We start from the raw sequence: 15878 nt of genomic DNA, 5'->3' as shown, positions 1-15878 counted from the left end.
GCGCTATCGCGCGTCAATATGTTTGTTATTATGCCGCCACATCCTGCTTCTGGCTGCCACTGTGAAACAATTCATCGACTTCATCCCGCTTCTGCTGTTTTTCATCGCCTTCAAAATCGATCCACAGATCGTCGACATCGGCGGCTTTCAACTGTCTATCGGTGGCATTTACAGCGCCACCGCCGTACTGATCATCAGCTCCCTGGTGGTCTACGGCACGCTGTTCATCAAGCAGCGCACACTGGAGAAGAGCCAGTGGCTGACCCTCATCGCCTGCCTGGTCTTCGGTAGCCTGACCCTGGCGTTCCACAGCGAGACGTTCCTGAAATGGAAAGCTCCGGTGGTCAACTGGCTGTTCGCCCTCACGTTCATCGGTAGCCACTTCATCGGTGATCAACTGTTGATCAAACGCATCATGGGCCACGCGCTGACACTGCCAGAGCCGGTCTGGACCCGCCTGAACATCGCCTGGATCGGTTTTTTCCTGTTTTGCGGCGCCGCTAACCTGTTTGTTGCGTTCACCTTCCAGAGCTACTGGGTCGACTTCAAGGTCTTCGGCAGCCTGGGCATGACGTTGCTGTTCCTGGTCGGCCAGGGCATTTACCTGTCCCGCCACTTGCACGATGCCGACACCACAACACCAAAAACCGAGGACTGACATGCTTTACGCAATCATTGCCACAGACGTTGCCGATTCCCTGCAAGCCCGCCTGGCCGCACGGCCTGCGCACCTTGAGCGCCTGCAAGTGCTTAAAGGTGAAGGTCGCATCGTATTGGCCGGTCCGCACCCGGCCGTCGACAGCAATGATCCGGGCGCGGCGGGTTTCACCGGCAGCCTGATCGTTGCCGAATTCGATTCCTTGAGCGCCGCCCAAGCCTGGGCCGACGCTGATCCGTACATTGCCGCAGGCGTCTACGCCAATGTTTTGGTCAAGCCCTTCAAGCAAGTCCTGCCTTAGTACCCTGTCGCGCGATGGGCCTTGTCGGTTCATCGCGCGTTCAATCGCTCATTATTCTCGTTTACCGGCCGACAACCTGCCCAATACCCGTATTGGAATCAGGAGTTGCGATGCGCAAAGGTCCGTTGTGTCTGATGTTGGTGACGTTGTCGATCATGGCGCCCGCCCACGGTGAGGAAAGCGTCGATGTTGGCAATTCCACGCCGCTGTCCTTGAGTGCCGGCAGCCAGATCACCGAGTTGCAGCAGCGCTTGAAGGCAAGCGAGCAGCAACGAGAAGCACTGAGCAAACAATTGCAAAATACCGATGGCGAACGCGAAAGCGCTCAGTTGAGCCGGTTGCGCCAAGAGAATCAGCGCCTGAAGCTGCAACTCAAGGAAATCCAGGCCAGTCCGCTGCCACGCCTGCTGACAGATCAGCAACAGTGGTTCGTGATCGGGGCCGGAGTAGCGCTATTGGCGCTGCTCTGCGGTATCTTCGCCAGTGGTGCACGTAGAAAACGTCGGCAATGGCTAAATTGAGTGAGTCATGAGCGAGCTGTTATTAATTGATGATGATCAGGAGCTGTGTGAGCTCCTGAGTAGTTGGCTGAGCCAGGAAGGCTTTCAGGTCCGCGCCTGCCATGATGGCCGGAGCGCGCGCCGCGCGTTGGCTGAAACGTCCCCGGCGGCTGTGGTGCTGGATGTGATGCTGCCTGACGGCAGCGGCCTGGAACTGCTCAAGCAACTGCGCAACGACCATCCGGAATTGCCAGTGCTGATGCTGTCGGCCCGTGGCGAACCGCTGGACCGTATTCTCGGCCTGGAACTCGGTGCCGATGATTACCTGGCCAAACCGTGCGACCCGCGGGAACTGACAGCCCGCCTGCGCGCAGTATTGCGCCGCAGTCATCCGACGGCAGTTTCCAGCCAGCTCGAATTGGGTGATTTGTGTTTCAGCCCGGTGCGTGGGGTGGTCAGCATCAATGAACAGGAATTCACCCTCACTGTCTCCGAAAGCCGTCTGCTTGAAGCCCTGCTCAAGCAACCGGGCGAGCCGCTGGACAAACAGGAGCTGGCACAAATCGCCCTCGGTCGCAAACTGACGCTGTACGACCGCAGCCTGGACATGCACGTGAGCAACCTGCGCAAAAAAATCGGCCCACACTCCGACGGCCGCCCGCGCATCGTGGCCCTGCGCAGTCGCGGTTATTACTACAGCCTCTGAACCTGACGCGAACCTTTGTAGCAGCTGTCGAGCCCCAGCGAGGCTGCGCAGCCTCGCTGGGGCTCGACAGCTGCTACAAAGGCCATGTTTCGTTGGAGAGAAGTCGGCGAAGTGTTGGAAGTGTCAGGAAGGTAGAAAATCATCTTTACCCAAGCTTTACGCTCCACTGACCGCCGCTGACCTTGATCTGCGTAATCTGCACACATCCGGAACGTACCGGGAACCAGACAAGGAGATACACCATGCGCAAGACTCTTATCGCTCTGATGTTTGCTGCCGCCCTGCCGACCGTTGCCATGGCCATGCCGGAAGGCGCAGGCCCGATGGGTGACCACATGGACGGCTCACGCCACGGCGGTCAGATGCACGGCATGCACGGTAAAGGCCCTTACAGCCAACTGGACCTGAGCCGCGAACAGCGCGAGCAAATCCGCAAGATCATGGGCGAGCAGATGCGTGAGCGTCAGCAATTGGTCGACAAGTACCTGGAAAAACTCTCGCCAGCGGATCAGAAAGCCCTGAAAGACGAGATGGCGGCCAGGCACAACAAAGCCGAAGCCGACGTTCGCGCACTACTGAAACCGGATCAACAGAAGCAATTCGACGAGATCCAGAAGAAAAAGGCTGAGCGTCGCGCCGAATGGGCCGAGTTCAAGGCCTGGAAAGCGCAAAAAGCGCAATAATGGGCTAACCCCGGACCCGACGGCCAACACCGTTGGGTCTGTTGCCATTCGTCTAATGCGGGAACGGGCTTGTGTGGCGAGGGGGCTTGCCCCCGTTGGGTCGCGAAGCGGCCCCGACATTTCAAAGTTAAACCGCAGGTAATGGTTTACGACTGCTTCGCAGCCGAACGGGGGCAAGCCCCCTCGCCACACGGGCCCCCTCACCACAGGGCTCGCTCTCACATGGATTTGTGGTTGTTTGAGGATTTTCTGTGCGCTCATTGTTCTGGCGTATCCTGGCCAGTTTCTGGCTGGCCATCGCTCTGGTTGCAGGGCTTTCGATTCTGCTTGGGCACATGCTCAATCAGGACACGTGGATTCTCAGTCGCCACCCAGGCCTCAACACCTTGGCCGAACAGTGGACGCAAACCTACGAAAGCCAGGGAGAAGAAGCCGCCCAGAACATTCTGGAACAACGCAAGCGCCAGTATCACATCAACGTCCAAGTGCTCAACGAGGCCGGCGACCCGGTGGTACGCGGCACCTTTCCACCGCGGGCGGCGGCCTTCGAAGCACGGCGGAACAACGATGATCGACGCCTGCCATGGCGGCGTCTGACCGATGAATACACCAGCGCCAAGACGGGCGACACCTATCTGTTGATCTATCGCGTTCCGCACCCGGAACTGGACGCCTGGCATCGCGAAAGCCTGCTCTGGCCGTTGAGTGCACTGGGCATCGCACTGGTGGTGTTGACCCTGTTCAGTTTGCTGGTGACCTTCTCCATCACGCGCCCCCTGAGCCGTTTACGAAGCGCCGTGCATGACCTGGGGCAGACCACGTACCAACAGAACAGCCTGGCGCAACTGGCCAACCGCCGCGATGAATTCGGCGTGCTGGCCAACGACTTCAATCGCATGGGCGCGCGCCTGCAAAGCCTGATCGGCAGCCAGCGGCAATTACTGCGGGACGTGTCTCACGAATTACGTTCACCCTTGGCCCGATTGCGCATTGCCTTGGCATTGGCCGAACGGGCCAATCCTGAGGAGCGAGAAAAACTCTGGCCACGCCTGACCCGTGAGTGTGATCGACTGGAAGCGTTGATCAGCGAAATCCTGGTACTGGCGCGCGTCGATGCCGACAACGCCAGTGCTGAAGAGGTCGATCTCAATGCGCTGCTCAATGCCTTGCAAAAAGACGCCCAGTTGGGTTCGCCCGAGCAGAACGTGCGCCTTAAGGCCGAGCCGCAACTGAACCTCAAAGGCTGGCCGACCATGATCGAGCGCGCCGTGGACAACCTGCTACGCAATGCCCAGCGTTTTAACCCGGTCGGGCAACCGATCGAAGTGCAAGCGTTGCGTCAGGGCGACAGGATTGTGGTCAGTGTGCGCGATCATGGCCCCGGCGTAGAAGCGGAGCATTTGAATCAGCTGGCGGAACCGTTCTATCGGGCACCGGGGCAAACAGCGGCCGGGCATGGCCTCGGGCTGGCCATTGCGCGTCGTGCGGCGGAGCGTCATGGCGGCAGTCTGGTGCTGGCCAATCACCCCGAGGGCGGGTTTGTTGCCAGCCTGGAATTGCCGTTGGTGCCGGGGGCGGTAGTGCAACCTTAAATTCGGTGGTGATGCAAGAAGATCGCAGCCTCGTTTCACTCGACAGCTCCTACACAGCTCCTACAGATGTACATATTTCCCTGTAGGAGCTGTCGAGTGAAACGAGGCTGCGATCTTTTGATCTTCAGACCTTACCGGGCCAGGCGCTGACAAACTCGGTCAAATCAACTTTCTCCGCCACCCGTGGTTCTTTCTGCGGCGTGCCCAGGTAAAGAAACGCAATCACCTGCTCCCCTTCCGCCAATCCCAAACCTTTGGCCACATGCGCCGAATAAGCCAGCTCACCGGTACGCCACACCGCGCCAATGCCCTGCGCATAAGCGGCCAGCAAAATCCCGTGAGCGGCACAGCCAGCTGCCAGTAATTGCTCGGACTTCGGCACTTTGGCGTGTTCCTGCAATCGGGCAATCACCACAATCACCAGCGGCGCACGCAGCGGGCCGTTGCGCGCCTTGTCCAGCAAGGCTTCGGACACATCACTGTCTTGCAGTTTCGCCGCCTCGGCCAGCAACTCGCCCATCTGCTCGCGCGCCGCGCCTTCGACTGTCAGGAAGCGCCAAGGCTGCAAGTGGCCATGGTCTGGCGCGCGCATCGCAGCGCGAAACAGCACTTCGCGTTGTTCGGCAGTGGGTGCCGGATCGAGCAGTCGCGGGACGGAAACACGGTTGAGCAAAGCGTCGAGAGCCTGCATCGGCCACCTCCTGTAGAAAATGTTTGGCTATTCTAGCGTCAACTGTCGTGACGGCGTCGGTTTACATGCCCTGCCCCGCAGGTAGAATGGCGCCCTTCCTACTATTAGCCCGAGCGGACTTCATGGCGTTGCCGACCTTACGGATCATTGGTTTCATCATCGGCATCTTCCTGATCACGCTGGCCATCGCCATGGTCGTGCCCATGGCCACGCTGGTGATCTTCGAGCGCACCAGCGATCTGCCGTCGTTCCTCTGGGCGAGCATGATCACCTTTGTCGCCGGCCTGGCCCTGGTGATACCCGGGCGTCCCGAGCACATCCATCTGCGTCCGCGCGACATGTACCTGCTGACCGTCAGTAGCTGGCTGGTGGTGTGTATCTTCGCCGCCCTGCCGTTCCTGTTGACCCAGCACATCAGCTACACCGACTCGTTCTTCGAAAGCATGTCCGGCATCACCGCCACCGGAGCGACGGTGCTCAACGGCCTGGACACCATGTCCCCCGGCATCCTGATGTGGCGTTCATTGCTGCACTGGATCGGTGGCATCGGCTTTATCGGCATGGCGGTAGCGATCCTGCCCCTGCTGCGCATCGGTGGCATGCGGCTGTTTCAGACCGAGTCGTCGGACCGTTCCGAAAAGGTCATGCCCCGTTCGCACATGGTGGCGCGTTTGATCGTTGCGGCCTACGTCGGCATTACCATTCTCGGCAGCCTGGCCTTCTGGTGGGCCGGGATGAGCCTGTTCGATGCCATCAACCATGCGATGTCAGCGATTTCCACCGGCGGCTTCTCCACCTCCGACAAGTCCCTGGCCAAGTGGCCGGAGCCTGCGGTGCATTGGGTCGCCGTGGTGATCATGATTCTCGGTGCCCTGCCATTCACACTGTACGTGACGACGCTGCGCGGTAACCGTCAGGCCTTGATCAAGGATGAACAGGTTCGGGGCCTGCTCGGTATGTTGCTGGTGACCTGGCTGGTGCTCGGCACCTGGTACTGGTGGACGACCCAGCTGCATTGGCTGGAAGCCTTGCGGCATGTGGCGCTGAACGTGACGTCGGTGGTGACCACCACCGGTTTTGCACTGGGGGACTACAGCCTCTGGGGCAACTTCTCATTGATGCTGTTCTTTTATCTGGGGTTTGTTGGGGGTTGCTCGGGTTCGACCGCTGGCGGGATCAAGATTTTCCGCTTCCAGGTTGCCTACATTCTGCTCAAGGCCAACCTTAACCAGTTGATTCACCCGCGCGCGGTGATCAAGCAGAAATACAACGGCCACCGTCTCGACGAAGAGATCGTGCGCTCGATCCTGACCTTTTCGTTCTTCTTCGCCATCACCATTTGCGTCATCGCACTGCTGCTGTCGCTACTGGGCGTGGACTGGATGACCGCGCTGACCGGCGCGGCCGCCACGGTGTCTGGCGTAGGCCCGGGGCTTGGCGAAACGATTGGCCCGGCGGGTAACTTCGCCAGCCTGCCGGATGCCGCGAAGTGGATTCTCTCGTTCGGCATGCTGCTGGGCCGGCTGGAGATCATTACGGTGTTTGTCCTGTGTATCCCGGCGTTCTGGCGTCACTGATCGGCATGGGCGCTGCCATCAGCCGTGCCCGGTATTCGCCGGGCGTGGAATCGTACCAGCGTCGAAAGGCACGGAAGAAGTTGCTCGGATCGGCAAACCCCAGCAGGTAGGCAATTTCCAGCAGAGTCATGTTCGGTTGTGCCAGGTATTGCTCGGCCAGTTCACGCCGGGTGTCATCCAGCAACGTCTGAAAACTCGTGCCTTCTTCCTGCAAGCGACGTTGCAAGGTGCGTTGCGACAAGTGCAGCGTCTGGGCCACCGCATCGCGCTTGGGTTCGCCCTGGGGCAGCAGACGGCATAATACCTGCCGTGCCTTGTGCGTCACGCGGCTCTCGGAAAACCGTGCCAGGTATTCGCCGGCAAACCGGTCGTGCAACCGCGCCATGGCCTCGTTGGCGGTGGGCAGCGGCGCCTCCATGTCATCGCGCTCGAAGATCAAGGCATCATAGGGCGCATTGAACATCAACGGGGCGTGGAAAGCTTGTTTATAGGGTTCAAGATCGACGGGGTAATCGCCTTGCAGCAAGACCTTGCGCGGCTGAAGCGTACGGCCGGTCAGCCAGCCGCAAAGTGCCAGGGCACAGGCCAGCGAGGCTTCGGCACTCTGGCGGGTGGGCGGCAGATGATCGCCATGCACCGTCAGAATCAGCGCATACCCCTCATCCAGTAATCGGAAACTCAAGTCGGCACTTTCGGCGATGATGCGCTGATAACGCACCAGGCGTTGAAAGCCTTCGGCCAGGGTCTGGCTGGACATCAGCGCATAACCGGCGACATGGAAGGACGCCGGTCGCACCACCTTGCCCATGTTCAGGCCGATCGCCGGGTTGCCGGACAGCTCGACCGCGCGCTGCCAAAGCCGCGTCATGGAATCTTGCGGGAAGCGCGCATCCGGGTCATCCAGTGCCGCATAGTCGAGCCCCAGCTGTTTGAACAGAACCCGGCAATCCAGGCCGTCCATTTCCAGTGCTTTGACAATCCCCATCGCCCAGCTTGCAGAAGTCGTTCGTTCGCTCATGGCGTTTACTACGTGATGGCCGCATGCCACGACCCAATACCCAAGGATACTAAAGTGGCGCCTATTGTCACTGGCTGATACCAATGATCACTCTAGACTTAAATAAGCTACCTGCAGAACAACTTGTCGCGTGCACAGCTACCACAGAGATTGCAGTCGTGGACAACATCAAGCGTTTCAACAGCTTCGCTGAGTTTTACCCGTATTACCTCAGCGAACATCGCAACAGCACCTGCCGACGATTGCACTTTGTCGGCACTTCTCTGGTTATCTTCATTCTGGTGCTGGCCATCGGCAACGGCGCGTGGTGGATGTTACTGGTCCTGCCGCTGGCCGGTTACAGCTTCGCCTGGGTCGGGCATTTCTTCTTCGAGAAAAATCGCCCTGCCACCTTCAAGCATCCTCTTTACAGCCTGCTCGGCGATTTCGTCATGTACCGCGACATGATGCTGGGTCGCGTGGCGTTCTAGGGGGCGTTGAATCCAAGCCCTACACTCAACACATCCCTTTCAATCAGAACAAGAGGATAGCCGATGAATGCCCACGCCCGTTTTACCCATATGCAGGACGGCACGCAGGAAGACTGGGCGATCATCGCCGCAGATTTCAGCGCCTATGCCCGGCAATTGTCCAAACGGATCGTGGCGCATCTGAAGTTACTGGAGGGGGATTTTGGCGGTTTCCCGGTGGATCGTCTGACCCACTCCCTGCAAACCGCCAGCCGCGCCTGGCGCGATGGTCGGGACGAAGAGTACGTGGTCTGCGCTCTGCTCCATGACATCGGTGACACGCTGGGTTCCTACAATCACCCGGACATCGCCGCGGCGATCCTCAAGCCGTTCGTCAGCGCCGAGAACCTGTGGATAGTAGAAAAACACGGAATTTTCCAAGGCTATTACTTCTTCCATCACTTGGGCATGGATCGGCATTTGCGCGAGCAATTCAGCGGTCATCCGCAGTATCAGGCGACCATCGAGTTTTGCGCCCGCTACGATGCGGCGGCGTTTGATCCGGCGTACGACACACTGCCGCTGAGCTTCTTCGAACCGATGGTAGAGCGGCTGTTTGCGCAGCCGAAGCATTCGATTTACAAGGCGGCGATGGAAGAACATTCGCCGGCTTGATCAGTGTCAGCGTTTTGTGGCGAAGGGGCTTGCCCCCGTTCGGCTGCGCAGCAGTCGTAAAAACCGACAAATGCGGTCTACCCCATACAACCGGGATGAATGATTTCGGGGTCGCTTCGCGCCCCAACGGGGGCAAGCCCCCTCGCCACAAAGGCTAAACCTCTGGTTCACACCGGCTCGGCGACCTTCACCGCCTTCAATCCGGCCTCCCGCGCCTGGGCATCGGCCAACCGATACAGCTCGATCGAGCCATCCCAATGCTCGATCAGCGCCGTGCACGACTCCACCCAATCCCCACAATTGAGGTAATCGACTCCGCCAACCTTACGAATCTCGGCATGGTGAATGTGCCCGCATACCACGCCATGCAACTCGCGTTTAACGCATTCATGGGCGATGGCTTCTTCAAAATCGCTGATGAAGCTGACGGCGGTTTTGACCTTGTGCTTGAGGTACGCCGACAGCGACCAGTAGCCGTAGCCATAACGGGCCCGCCAATGGTTGAGCCAGCGATTGAGCGTCAGGGTGAATTCGTAGGCCGAATCGCCGAGGAATGCCAGCCAGCGGTGGTAGCGGGTGATCACGTCGAACTGATCACCGTGAATCACCAGCAGATGACGGCCATCGGCGGTCACGTGCACGGCTTCGTCCACCAACTGGATATTGCCCAAGATCAGCTTCGAATAACGGCGCAGGAACTCGTCATGGTTGCCGGTGACGTAGATCACTTCCGTACCGCGCTTGCTCATGGTCAGCAGACGACGAATCACATTGGTGTGCGCCTGGGGCCAGTACATGCCGCTGCGCAGTTTCCAGCCATCGATGATGTCGCCGACCAGGTAGACCTTGTCCGCGTGGTAGCCCTTGAGAAATTGCGACAGGTGTTCGGCCTGGCAGTCCCGGGTGCCCAGATGCACATCGGAAATCCACAAGGTCCGCACACGTTGCTTACGGCTGGGTTTGGCGAGCTCGGCGCTGGTCATGGGCAACCCTCAGGACAAGTTTTGGCAAGCTTGCGCCGGTCGGGTGAATTGCCCATGACAATCGCAAGTCAGTCCTGTGACAACACGCGCATGGGTACCCGCGGTGTAGACTGGCGCCTCCCTCATCAAAATCGCCATGAGACCTGCGATGAGACCGATCCTCACACTTCGCCAGTACACCCACGACCTGATCGTCCACAGCCACGACCACGCACAACTGGTGTTCGGGCTGTCAGGCGCACTGGACTTCGAGGTCGAAGGGCATGGTAGTCAGGTGGTGCAGCAGAGTTTTGTGGTGGTGCCGTCGGGCGCGCATCATGCCTGCGACAGCGCCCGTGGCAGTCGTTGCCTGGTGCTGGATGTGCCGAGTGCACAGTGGGTTTCGCAGTCCCTTGGCGATCACGCCGAAGCCAGCCGCCGCTTGCTCGACAATGCCGGGCGCCTGTCGCTGGACGCCGGGCAAAGCCAGCTGGTGAGTTGGCTGGCAGGCAGTCAAATCAATGATCCGCTGATAGCGCAGCAAGGCGCGGTGCTGTTGTTGGCCAGCTTGAACAACGCCAAACCCGACAGTGTGGGCGGTCGGCGCCTGCCCTATGCGGCATTGAATGCGCACATCGATCAGTACGCGGCCTACCCATTGCAAGTCGCCGATCTGGCGCGCATTGCCGGCCTGTCCAGCGCCCGGTTGCATGCGCGGTTCGTGGCGGAATGCGGGCAAACGCCGATGGACTACATTCGCAGTCGCCGGCTGCACATTGCCGTGCGCCTGTTGCGCGATTCAGCGCTGCCCATTGGCGAGATTGCCTGTCGGGTCGGTTACAGCTCGCAGAGTGCATTCGCCGCCGCAGTGCTGCGTGAGTTCGGCGCCTCGCCCGGTAAATTGCGCCGCGAGGCTGGCGACAAATGACGCGAGTCTGGCGACAGACATAACCAGCCCGGCACGATTAAATGTAGCAGCTGGCGAAGCCTGCGATCTTTTGATCTTGTTTTTTGAGATCAAGATCAAAAGATCGCAGCCTTCGGCAGCTCCGGGGCCGATGGTTGTCGGCCGGATTCGATACGCTTATCAAGGATTGCAATGACTCCCCGTACCGCCCTTGGCGCTCTGCATATCGGTGCACTGATGTTCGGCCTGACCGGTGTATTCGGTAAACTCGCCGCTGCTTCGCCAGCGATCATCGTGTTTGGCCGGGCCGCGTTTGCCGTCCTCGCCCTGGCATTTTTCGCACGGTTCGCAAGCGCTACCCGTTGGCAGAAACTCGATGCAGTGGACCTGCGTCGCCTGCTGCTCAGTGGCTTGCTGCTGACCGGGCACTGGGTGAGTTTCTTCATCGCCGTGAAGGTGGCCGGAGTGGCAATCGCGACCCTGGGGTTTGCCAGTTTCCCGGCGTTTACCGTGATTCTCGAAGGGCTGATCTTCCGCGAGCGCATCCGCGCCAATGAAATCCTCTTGGTGGTACTGGTCAGCATCGGATTGGTGCTGGTCACGCCGGATTTCGATCTGGCCAGCGGCGCTACCACCGGCCTGTTGTGGGCGGTGGCTTCCGGCTTGTTGTTCGCCCTGCTGTCGCTGACCAACCGCGCCAGTTCGGGACGCATTGCGCCGGTGCAGGCGGCTCTGTGTCAGAACGTGGTGGTTGCGATCTGCCTGCTGCCGGTGGCGGCGCCCCAGTTGAGCGAAGTGCGAGCCATCGACTGGCTGTGGATCGGCCTGCTCGGGGTGTTCTGTACCGGCGTTGCCCACAGCTTGTTCGTCGCCAGCCTGGCGGTGATCAAAGCCCGGACCGCGTCTGTGGTGTTTGCCCTGGAGCCGGTTTACGGCATCACCCTGGCCTGGTTGTTGTTCAATGAAAACCCGACCTTGCGCATGTTGATTGGCGGCGCGCTGATCATCGTGGCTATTGTGGTTTCCAGCCGATTGTCCGGCAGTTCAAGCAAGAGTGCCGTGGGGGCGCAAGCCCCGTCTCACTGAGTGCGGTCGTTGTGGCCCAGGTCGCGGTCCGGATCGATCTGATCACGGACCCGCTGCTTGAGCACCTTGGCCTCGGGAAAACCACCGTCGGCCTTGCGCTCCCAGAGCTGCACATCGTCACAGAAAATGTGAAAAACCCCGCCGGTGCCGGGCACCAGAGACACTTTGCCCAGGTCGTCGCCGAAGGTGCTGAGCAGTTCCTGGGCCAGCCAGGCGGCGCGCAACAGCCATTGGCATTGCGTGCAATAGGTGATGACGATTTCCGGTTTACGTGCGCTCATGATTGGCAAAACTCCTGGGCCTGGGGGCGTCGCCATAATAGCCGCCTTGCCCCTGATTCTGTAGGAGCGAGGCTTGCCCGCGAAGAACGATGACGCGGTTTATCAGGACAACCGCATTGTCGTTCTTCGCGGGCAAGCCTGAACTGGCCGAATGATTTTGGACACTTCAATCGGGCGCTAAGATGGTGCCCAAATCTGAGGTGTGTGGATATGCGTAAATCTTATTCCAGTGAGTTCAAACTCAAGGCCGCCAGCATGGTGCTGGACGAGGGCCAGTCAGTTCCTGAGGTCTGTGCCAGTTTGGATATTGGCCCTACGGCCTTGCGCCGTTGGGTCGACCAAGTTCGCAAAGAACGCTTGGGTTCGACCCCGGTGGGGGCCAAGGCAATCACCGCCGATCAGCGGGAGATTCAGCAGCTCAAAGCGTTGCTCAGGCAAAAAGACCTGGACATTGAAATCCTAAAAAAGGCCAGTGCTCTCCTGCTTTTGGACTCCAAAGATCATTCTCGCTGATCAATGAGCTGGACGAGCAGTACGGCGTTAACAATTGCTGTCGGGCGTTTGGAGTCACCCGCAGCAGCTTTTACGCCTGGCGTCAGCGCCAGGGCAAGGTGAATCCTGAACGGGAGAAACTTAAGGCCGTGCTAGTCAAGCATCATAAGGAATCCAGAGCGTCCGCCGGGTCTCGCACCCTGTCCAAGGAACTGCAAGCCAAGGGGCATCGTGTCGGGCGCCATATGGCTCGCAGCTTGATGCGCGAAGCCGGTGTTGCCAGTCATCAACGGCGGCGGCACAAGTACAAATCTTCCGGCGTTGAGGCGCTGGTGGCGCCGCATGTGCTCAAGCGCAAGTTTGATGTCACGGCGGTTAACCAAGTGTGGTGCGGCGATGTGACCTACATCAAAGTCGGCACGCGCTGGATGTATTTCGCGGCGGTTCTGGATCTGTTTGCCCGCAGGATCGTGGGCTGGTCGTTTTCGATGATTTCCGATGCCACGCTGACCTGCGAAGCGTTGCGGATGGCGGTCGACCTACGAGGCCGGCCAAAAGAGGTGCTGTTTCACTCTGACCAGGGCTGCCAATACACCAGTCATAAATTCAGGAAAGAAATGCGCAAACATGGCCTCCTGCAGAGCATGAGTCGCAAAGGTGAGTGCTGGGACAACGCTCCGATGGAGCGTTTCTTTGGAAGCCTCAAGTCAGAGTGGGTGCCAGAAGATGGCTACCGCTCGGAACATGAGGCGCGGGTGGATGTGCAGCGTTATGTGATGCGTTACAACAACGTCAGGCTCCATAGCTACAACGACTACCGGTCGCCGGTAGCTATGGAGAAACTGGCAGCATGAAACCGTAACTGGTGTCCAAAATTAGTTGACCAGTTCAGCCTCGCTCCTACATGGGTAAGGGTGTTATCGGATACCGGCCAACAGCGTCCGGGCCGTTTCCTTGAGCGGTTCGTCGCCTTCCTTGAGCAGCTCGTTAAGCAGTTCGATGGCGCTGTCCAGATCGCCGTCGTCGATGCAGGTCTGGGCCTGTTCGAGTTTGCCCGCGCTGCTCGGTCCGGACGGTTCCACATCCATCAATTCGGCACTCAGCGGCTCAAGTTCCAGCGGCTGGCCTGGGTCGCTGAACGCGTTGAGAAAGGTCTCGTCCAGCGATTGAGCGTCGGGTTCGGCGATCCATTCAAGCTCGGGCTCGTCCAGCATCGGCTCCTCGGGCATTTCGAAAACATCAGGCAACACGTGCAGGTTCGAGGTAAACCCGGGCTCGTCTGCCGGCGTGGGCTCATTCGACGGTTTGGTGCTGGACGGTGAGTTTTCGAAGGGGCTGATCAGGTCCCAGTTCGAATCCATCGACAGGTCATCGAGGTTCAACTGGAACTCATCGCTCGGCGCAGCTTCAGGGATTGCGGGGGTGGGAGGAACCACTGCCACGGCGGCGATTATCGGTGCGGCGCTGACCAATTTCGGATGGCGGGCGCGGATATCCTGAAGCTGCTGTGCATCGAACCCGGCCTCTCGCAGGCTGCTTTCCTGCGCATCATAAGCTTGCACGTCGCCCTGTTTACCGAGGACTTCCAACAGTTGCACGGCCAGATCGGTGCGCTGGGGTTCCCTGACCAATGCGTCTCGCAACAAACCGGCCGCCTCGGACAAACGGCCATACGCCAGATAAATACCCACCCCTTCCAGCACGTCGCCTGCCGGAGGTTCTTCAGTCGATCCGGCTAGTGGTTGCGGCCGGGACGTCAACCTGATCGGCTCTTGCGTGTGGTGGGGCTCCGGTTCATGACGCAACGGCTGCACAGGTAACGGCTCGGCCTGGACCCGAGCCTCAGCTTGCTGTCGTTGACGACGAATGAAAACGGCAACCGATAGCAACGTCACCAGTGCCAGCAACCCGATGATCAGCAGCCACGGCGTCGGTTCGGGTTCCTCTTCTACAACGGGCGCAGGTACCGTCACCTGCGGCACGACCGGCTCTACCGGCGCCTGTTTGACTTCCGCCAATTGGGCTTGCAGCTCGATCACCTGCTTTTTCTGCCCGGCGATCTGCTCATCCTGCGCCTGAAGCCGGGCATTGAGTTCATCGATAGACTTTTGCAGCTGCTGGTTCTGCAGCACGCTGGCGGCCAACTGTTCGGCAATAGCATCATTCGCGGGCGCGGCAGCTGGTTTATCGGCATCAGGCTTGGGCGTCGCCGCCTTCGCAGCAGGTGGCGATGCAACAGCCGGTTCGACGGACGGAAACGCAGAAGACTGAAGGCCCGGCGCGGGTTCGTCGTTGACAGGAACAATGCCCGGTGACCCCGGCGGATCGATCAGCACGGTGTATTCGCGCAGCAACCGCCCATTGGGCTGATTGACCTGCACCAGAAAATTCAGGAAAGGTTCATTGACCGGTTTGCTGGACGTTACCCGGATCAGGCTGCGATTGCCCCGCAGGATCGGCGTGAACTTCAGGTCATTGAGGAAGAACACTCGCTCGACGCCAGCACGACTGAATTCGTCCGCCGTCGCCAGGCTGACCGAGAGATCGCCCTCCGCCAGGCCACCAGCGTCCACCAAAGCAATGTCGGCATTGAACGGCTGATTCAACGCCGAATGCTGGGTAATCTCACCCAACCCGAGCGCAGGGGCCAATGCCGAGTAAGTGACAGCACCACCGACCAGCAGCAGCCTGGTGCAACACCGCAATACAACGTGCCAACTCTCGAGCATGAGCATCCCTTAGATAACCTGAACCAACCTGTACGTGTTTCGCACATCCGGTACGAACACGATATCGACTAGTAGTTCTTTATAGTCTGCCCAACGGGGTATCTCAAAAGTCCGGCGCGTGGTTATGCCTCAAGATTTTTCCAGGTTACCCAGGATGTGCCCGTGGACCCGCATGCAGACTTTCAAATCCGCCTCATCGACGCCTGCGAACAGTTCGTGGCGCAATTGAGTAGCAATGGTTTCAATTTGTTCGATCAAGGGCCGGGCCGGGGCGCAGAGCACGATTTTTTTTGCCCGACGATCTTCCAGCACGGATTGGCGTTGCACCAGGCCCTGGCTTTCCAGGCTGTCGAGCAGTCGGGCCAGTGTAGGCCCTTCAACGCCGACGCTTTGCGCCAGTTCGCGCTGGGTGGGGGCAGTCTCGAAACGTGCCAGGTGCAGCAGCACCAGCCAGCGCGCCTGGGATAGCCCCAGGCCAGCCAATCGGCGGTCCAGTTCGGCACGCCAGCCCCGAGACATCTGGGCCAGTTGCATGCCAAAGCGGTGTTGATCGGTTAACGGCATAAAACAC

Annotated in this window: 19 protein-coding genes; 13 read left to right on the top strand and 6 right to left on the bottom strand. The window is 59.5% G+C overall.

Annotated features, from left to right (window positions below; genetic code table 11):
- Window positions 1-61 precede the first annotated feature (61 nt).
- The 6 genes from BZL43_RS23035 to BZL43_RS23010 all read left to right on the top strand — a co-directional run bounded on the left by BZL43_RS23035 (window position 62) and on the right by BZL43_RS23010 (window position 4440).
- A complete protein-coding gene (locus BZL43_RS23035; RefSeq protein ID WP_095634425.1) occupies window positions 62-658 on the top strand; it encodes a septation protein A in 597 nt (198 codons plus the stop codon).
- Between the two features lies 1 nt (window position 659).
- Window positions 660-959, top strand: a complete 300-nt coding sequence (locus BZL43_RS23030) for a YciI family protein (protein WP_095634424.1) — start codon at window positions 660-662, stop codon at window positions 957-959.
- 110 nt (window positions 960-1069) lie between these two features.
- The gene (locus tag BZL43_RS23025) at window positions 1070-1480 is read left to right on the top strand and encodes a translation initiation factor 2 (RefSeq protein WP_095634423.1); all 411 of its coding nucleotides are present in this window, start codon (window positions 1070-1072) and stop codon (window positions 1478-1480) included.
- Between the two features lie 7 nt (window positions 1481-1487).
- Window positions 1488-2165, top strand: a complete 678-nt coding sequence (locus tag BZL43_RS23020) for a response regulator transcription factor (protein ID WP_095634422.1) — start codon at window positions 1488-1490, stop codon at window positions 2163-2165.
- Between the two features lie 242 nt (window positions 2166-2407).
- Window positions 2408-2848, top strand: coding sequence for a Spy/CpxP family protein refolding chaperone (locus BZL43_RS23015; RefSeq protein WP_095634421.1), 441 nt, complete (start codon window positions 2408-2410; stop codon window positions 2846-2848).
- 251 nt (window positions 2849-3099) lie between these two features.
- Window positions 3100-4440 (top strand): HAMP domain-containing sensor histidine kinase, encoded by a 1341-nt coding sequence (locus tag BZL43_RS23010; protein ID WP_095634420.1) that lies wholly within the window; start codon window positions 3100-3102, stop codon window positions 4438-4440.
- 124 nt (window positions 4441-4564) lie between these two features.
- On the opposite strand, the gene BZL43_RS23005 is transcribed toward BZL43_RS23010, so the two are convergent.
- Window positions 4565-5131 (bottom strand): NAD(P)H nitroreductase, encoded by a 567-nt coding sequence (locus BZL43_RS23005; RefSeq protein WP_095634419.1) that lies wholly within the window; start codon window positions 5129-5131, stop codon window positions 4565-4567.
- 122 nt (window positions 5132-5253) lie between these two features.
- On the opposite strand from BZL43_RS23005, the gene BZL43_RS23000 reads away from it, so the two are divergent.
- Window positions 5254-6708 carry a TrkH family potassium uptake protein gene (locus BZL43_RS23000; RefSeq protein WP_095634418.1) on the top strand — a complete coding sequence of 485 codons (1455 nt, stop codon included), beginning with the start codon at window positions 5254-5256 and terminating at the stop codon, window positions 6706-6708.
- Here the strand turns inward: BZL43_RS23000 and BZL43_RS22995 are convergent.
- Window positions 6665-7726, bottom strand: a complete 1062-nt coding sequence (locus BZL43_RS22995; protein WP_095634417.1) for an AraC family transcriptional regulator — start codon at window positions 7724-7726, stop codon at window positions 6665-6667. The genes BZL43_RS23000 and BZL43_RS22995 overlap by 44 nt on opposite strands.
- A gap of 158 nt (window positions 7727-7884) precedes the next feature.
- Between BZL43_RS22995 and BZL43_RS22990 the strand changes: the two genes are divergently transcribed.
- Together BZL43_RS22990 and BZL43_RS22985 are read left to right on the top strand one after the other, a co-directional pair.
- Window positions 7885-8196 (top strand): DUF962 domain-containing protein, encoded by a 312-nt coding sequence (locus BZL43_RS22990; protein ID WP_095634416.1) that lies wholly within the window; start codon window positions 7885-7887, stop codon window positions 8194-8196.
- A gap of 63 nt (window positions 8197-8259) precedes the next feature.
- Window positions 8260-8850 carry an HD domain-containing protein gene (locus tag BZL43_RS22985; RefSeq protein WP_095634415.1) on the top strand — a complete coding sequence of 197 codons (591 nt, stop codon included), beginning with the start codon at window positions 8260-8262 and terminating at the stop codon, window positions 8848-8850.
- Between the two features lie 167 nt (window positions 8851-9017).
- Here the strand turns inward: BZL43_RS22985 and BZL43_RS22980 are convergent, their stop codons facing one another.
- Entirely contained in the window at window positions 9018-9833 is an 816-nt protein-coding gene (locus BZL43_RS22980; RefSeq protein ID WP_095634414.1) for a UDP-2,3-diacylglucosamine diphosphatase, read from the bottom strand.
- A gap of 148 nt (window positions 9834-9981) precedes the next feature.
- On the opposite strand from BZL43_RS22980, the gene BZL43_RS22975 reads away from it, so the two are divergent.
- Both BZL43_RS22975 and BZL43_RS22970 read left to right on the top strand, forming a co-directional pair.
- Complete coding sequence (locus tag BZL43_RS22975) at window positions 9982-10740, top strand: AraC family transcriptional regulator (RefSeq protein ID WP_095634413.1); 759 nt, start codon at window positions 9982-9984, stop codon at window positions 10738-10740.
- Window positions 10741-10911: 171 nt separating this feature from the next.
- A complete protein-coding gene (locus BZL43_RS22970) occupies window positions 10912-11805 on the top strand; it encodes a DMT family transporter (RefSeq protein WP_095634412.1) in 894 nt (297 codons plus the stop codon).
- Here the strand turns inward: BZL43_RS22970 and BZL43_RS22965 are convergent.
- Window positions 11799-12086, bottom strand: coding sequence for a SelT/SelW/SelH family protein (locus BZL43_RS22965; RefSeq protein WP_095634411.1), 288 nt, complete (start codon window positions 12084-12086; stop codon window positions 11799-11801). The two genes, BZL43_RS22970 and BZL43_RS22965, sit on opposite strands and share 7 nt — an antisense overlap.
- Before the next feature lie 210 nt (window positions 12087-12296).
- Between BZL43_RS22965 and BZL43_RS28655 the strand changes: the two genes are divergently transcribed.
- Both BZL43_RS28655 and BZL43_RS22960 read left to right on the top strand, forming a co-directional pair.
- Window positions 12297-12599 (top strand): IS3 family transposase, encoded by a 303-nt coding sequence (locus BZL43_RS28655; protein WP_060739331.1) that lies wholly within the window; start codon window positions 12297-12299, stop codon window positions 12597-12599.
- Window positions 12596-13432, top strand: coding sequence for an IS3 family transposase (locus BZL43_RS22960; RefSeq protein ID WP_371916226.1), 837 nt, complete (start codon window positions 12596-12598; stop codon window positions 13430-13432). Before BZL43_RS28655 ends, BZL43_RS22960 begins: the two co-directional genes overlap by 4 nt.
- Window positions 13433-13495: 63 nt before the next feature.
- Here the strand turns inward: BZL43_RS22960 and BZL43_RS22955 are convergent, their stop codons facing one another.
- Both BZL43_RS22955 and BZL43_RS22950 read right to left on the bottom strand, forming a co-directional pair.
- Window positions 13496-15307 carry a FimV/HubP family polar landmark protein gene (locus tag BZL43_RS22955; protein WP_095634570.1) on the bottom strand — a complete coding sequence of 604 codons (1812 nt, stop codon included), beginning with the start codon at window positions 15305-15307 and terminating at the stop codon, window positions 13496-13498.
- Window positions 15308-15436: 129 nt separating this feature from the next.
- Window positions 15437-15871, bottom strand: coding sequence for a MarR family transcriptional regulator (locus BZL43_RS22950; protein WP_095634410.1), 435 nt, complete (start codon window positions 15869-15871; stop codon window positions 15437-15439).
- Window positions 15872-15878: the final 7 nt, after the last annotated feature.

The organism is Pseudomonas sp. PICF141, from assembly GCF_002286815.1.
Classification (GTDB): Bacteria; Pseudomonadota; Gammaproteobacteria; order Pseudomonadales; family Pseudomonadaceae; genus Aquipseudomonas.
Note: the sequence above shows the minus strand (reverse complement) of the source record. Positions and strands in the feature narration are given on the sequence as shown.

Bases quoted from the DNA above. Each gene is read 5' to 3' on its own strand.
- BZL43_RS23005 (WP_095634419.1), bottom strand. From the start codon at position 5,131: ATGCAGGCTCTCGACGCTTTGCTCAACCGTGTTTCCGTCCCGCGACTG.
- BZL43_RS22975 (WP_095634413.1), top strand. From the start codon at position 9,982: ATGAGACCGATCCTCACACTTCGCCAGTACACCCACGACCTGATCGTC.
- BZL43_RS22955 (WP_095634570.1), bottom strand. From the start codon at position 15,307: ATGCTCGAGAGTTGGCACGTTGTATTGCGGTGTTGCACCAGGCTGCTG.
- BZL43_RS22980 (WP_095634414.1), bottom strand. From the start codon at position 9,833: ATGACCAGCGCCGAGCTCGCCAAACCCAGCCGTAAGCAACGTGTGCGG.
- BZL43_RS23015 (WP_095634421.1), top strand. From the start codon at position 2,408: ATGCGCAAGACTCTTATCGCTCTGATGTTTGCTGCCGCCCTGCCGACC.
- BZL43_RS23000 (WP_095634418.1), top strand. From the start codon at position 5,254: ATGGCGTTGCCGACCTTACGGATCATTGGTTTCATCATCGGCATCTTC.
- BZL43_RS23030 (WP_095634424.1), top strand. From the start codon at position 660: ATGCTTTACGCAATCATTGCCACAGACGTTGCCGATTCCCTGCAAGCC.
- BZL43_RS22965 (WP_095634411.1), bottom strand. From the start codon at position 12,086: ATGAGCGCACGTAAACCGGAAATCGTCATCACCTATTGCACGCAATGC.
- BZL43_RS22950 (WP_095634410.1), bottom strand. From the start codon at position 15,871: ATGCCGTTAACCGATCAACACCGCTTTGGCATGCAACTGGCCCAGATG.
- BZL43_RS28655 (WP_060739331.1), top strand. From the start codon at position 12,297: ATGCGTAAATCTTATTCCAGTGAGTTCAAACTCAAGGCCGCCAGCATG.
- BZL43_RS22995 (WP_095634417.1), bottom strand. From the start codon at position 7,726: ATGAGCGAACGAACGACTTCTGCAAGCTGGGCGATGGGGATTGTCAAA.
- BZL43_RS23020 (WP_095634422.1), top strand. From the start codon at position 1,488: ATGAGCGAGCTGTTATTAATTGATGATGATCAGGAGCTGTGTGAGCTC.
- BZL43_RS23025 (WP_095634423.1), top strand. From the start codon at position 1,070: ATGCGCAAAGGTCCGTTGTGTCTGATGTTGGTGACGTTGTCGATCATG.
- BZL43_RS22970 (WP_095634412.1), top strand. From the start codon at position 10,912: ATGACTCCCCGTACCGCCCTTGGCGCTCTGCATATCGGTGCACTGATG.
- BZL43_RS22985 (WP_095634415.1), top strand. From the start codon at position 8,260: ATGAATGCCCACGCCCGTTTTACCCATATGCAGGACGGCACGCAGGAA.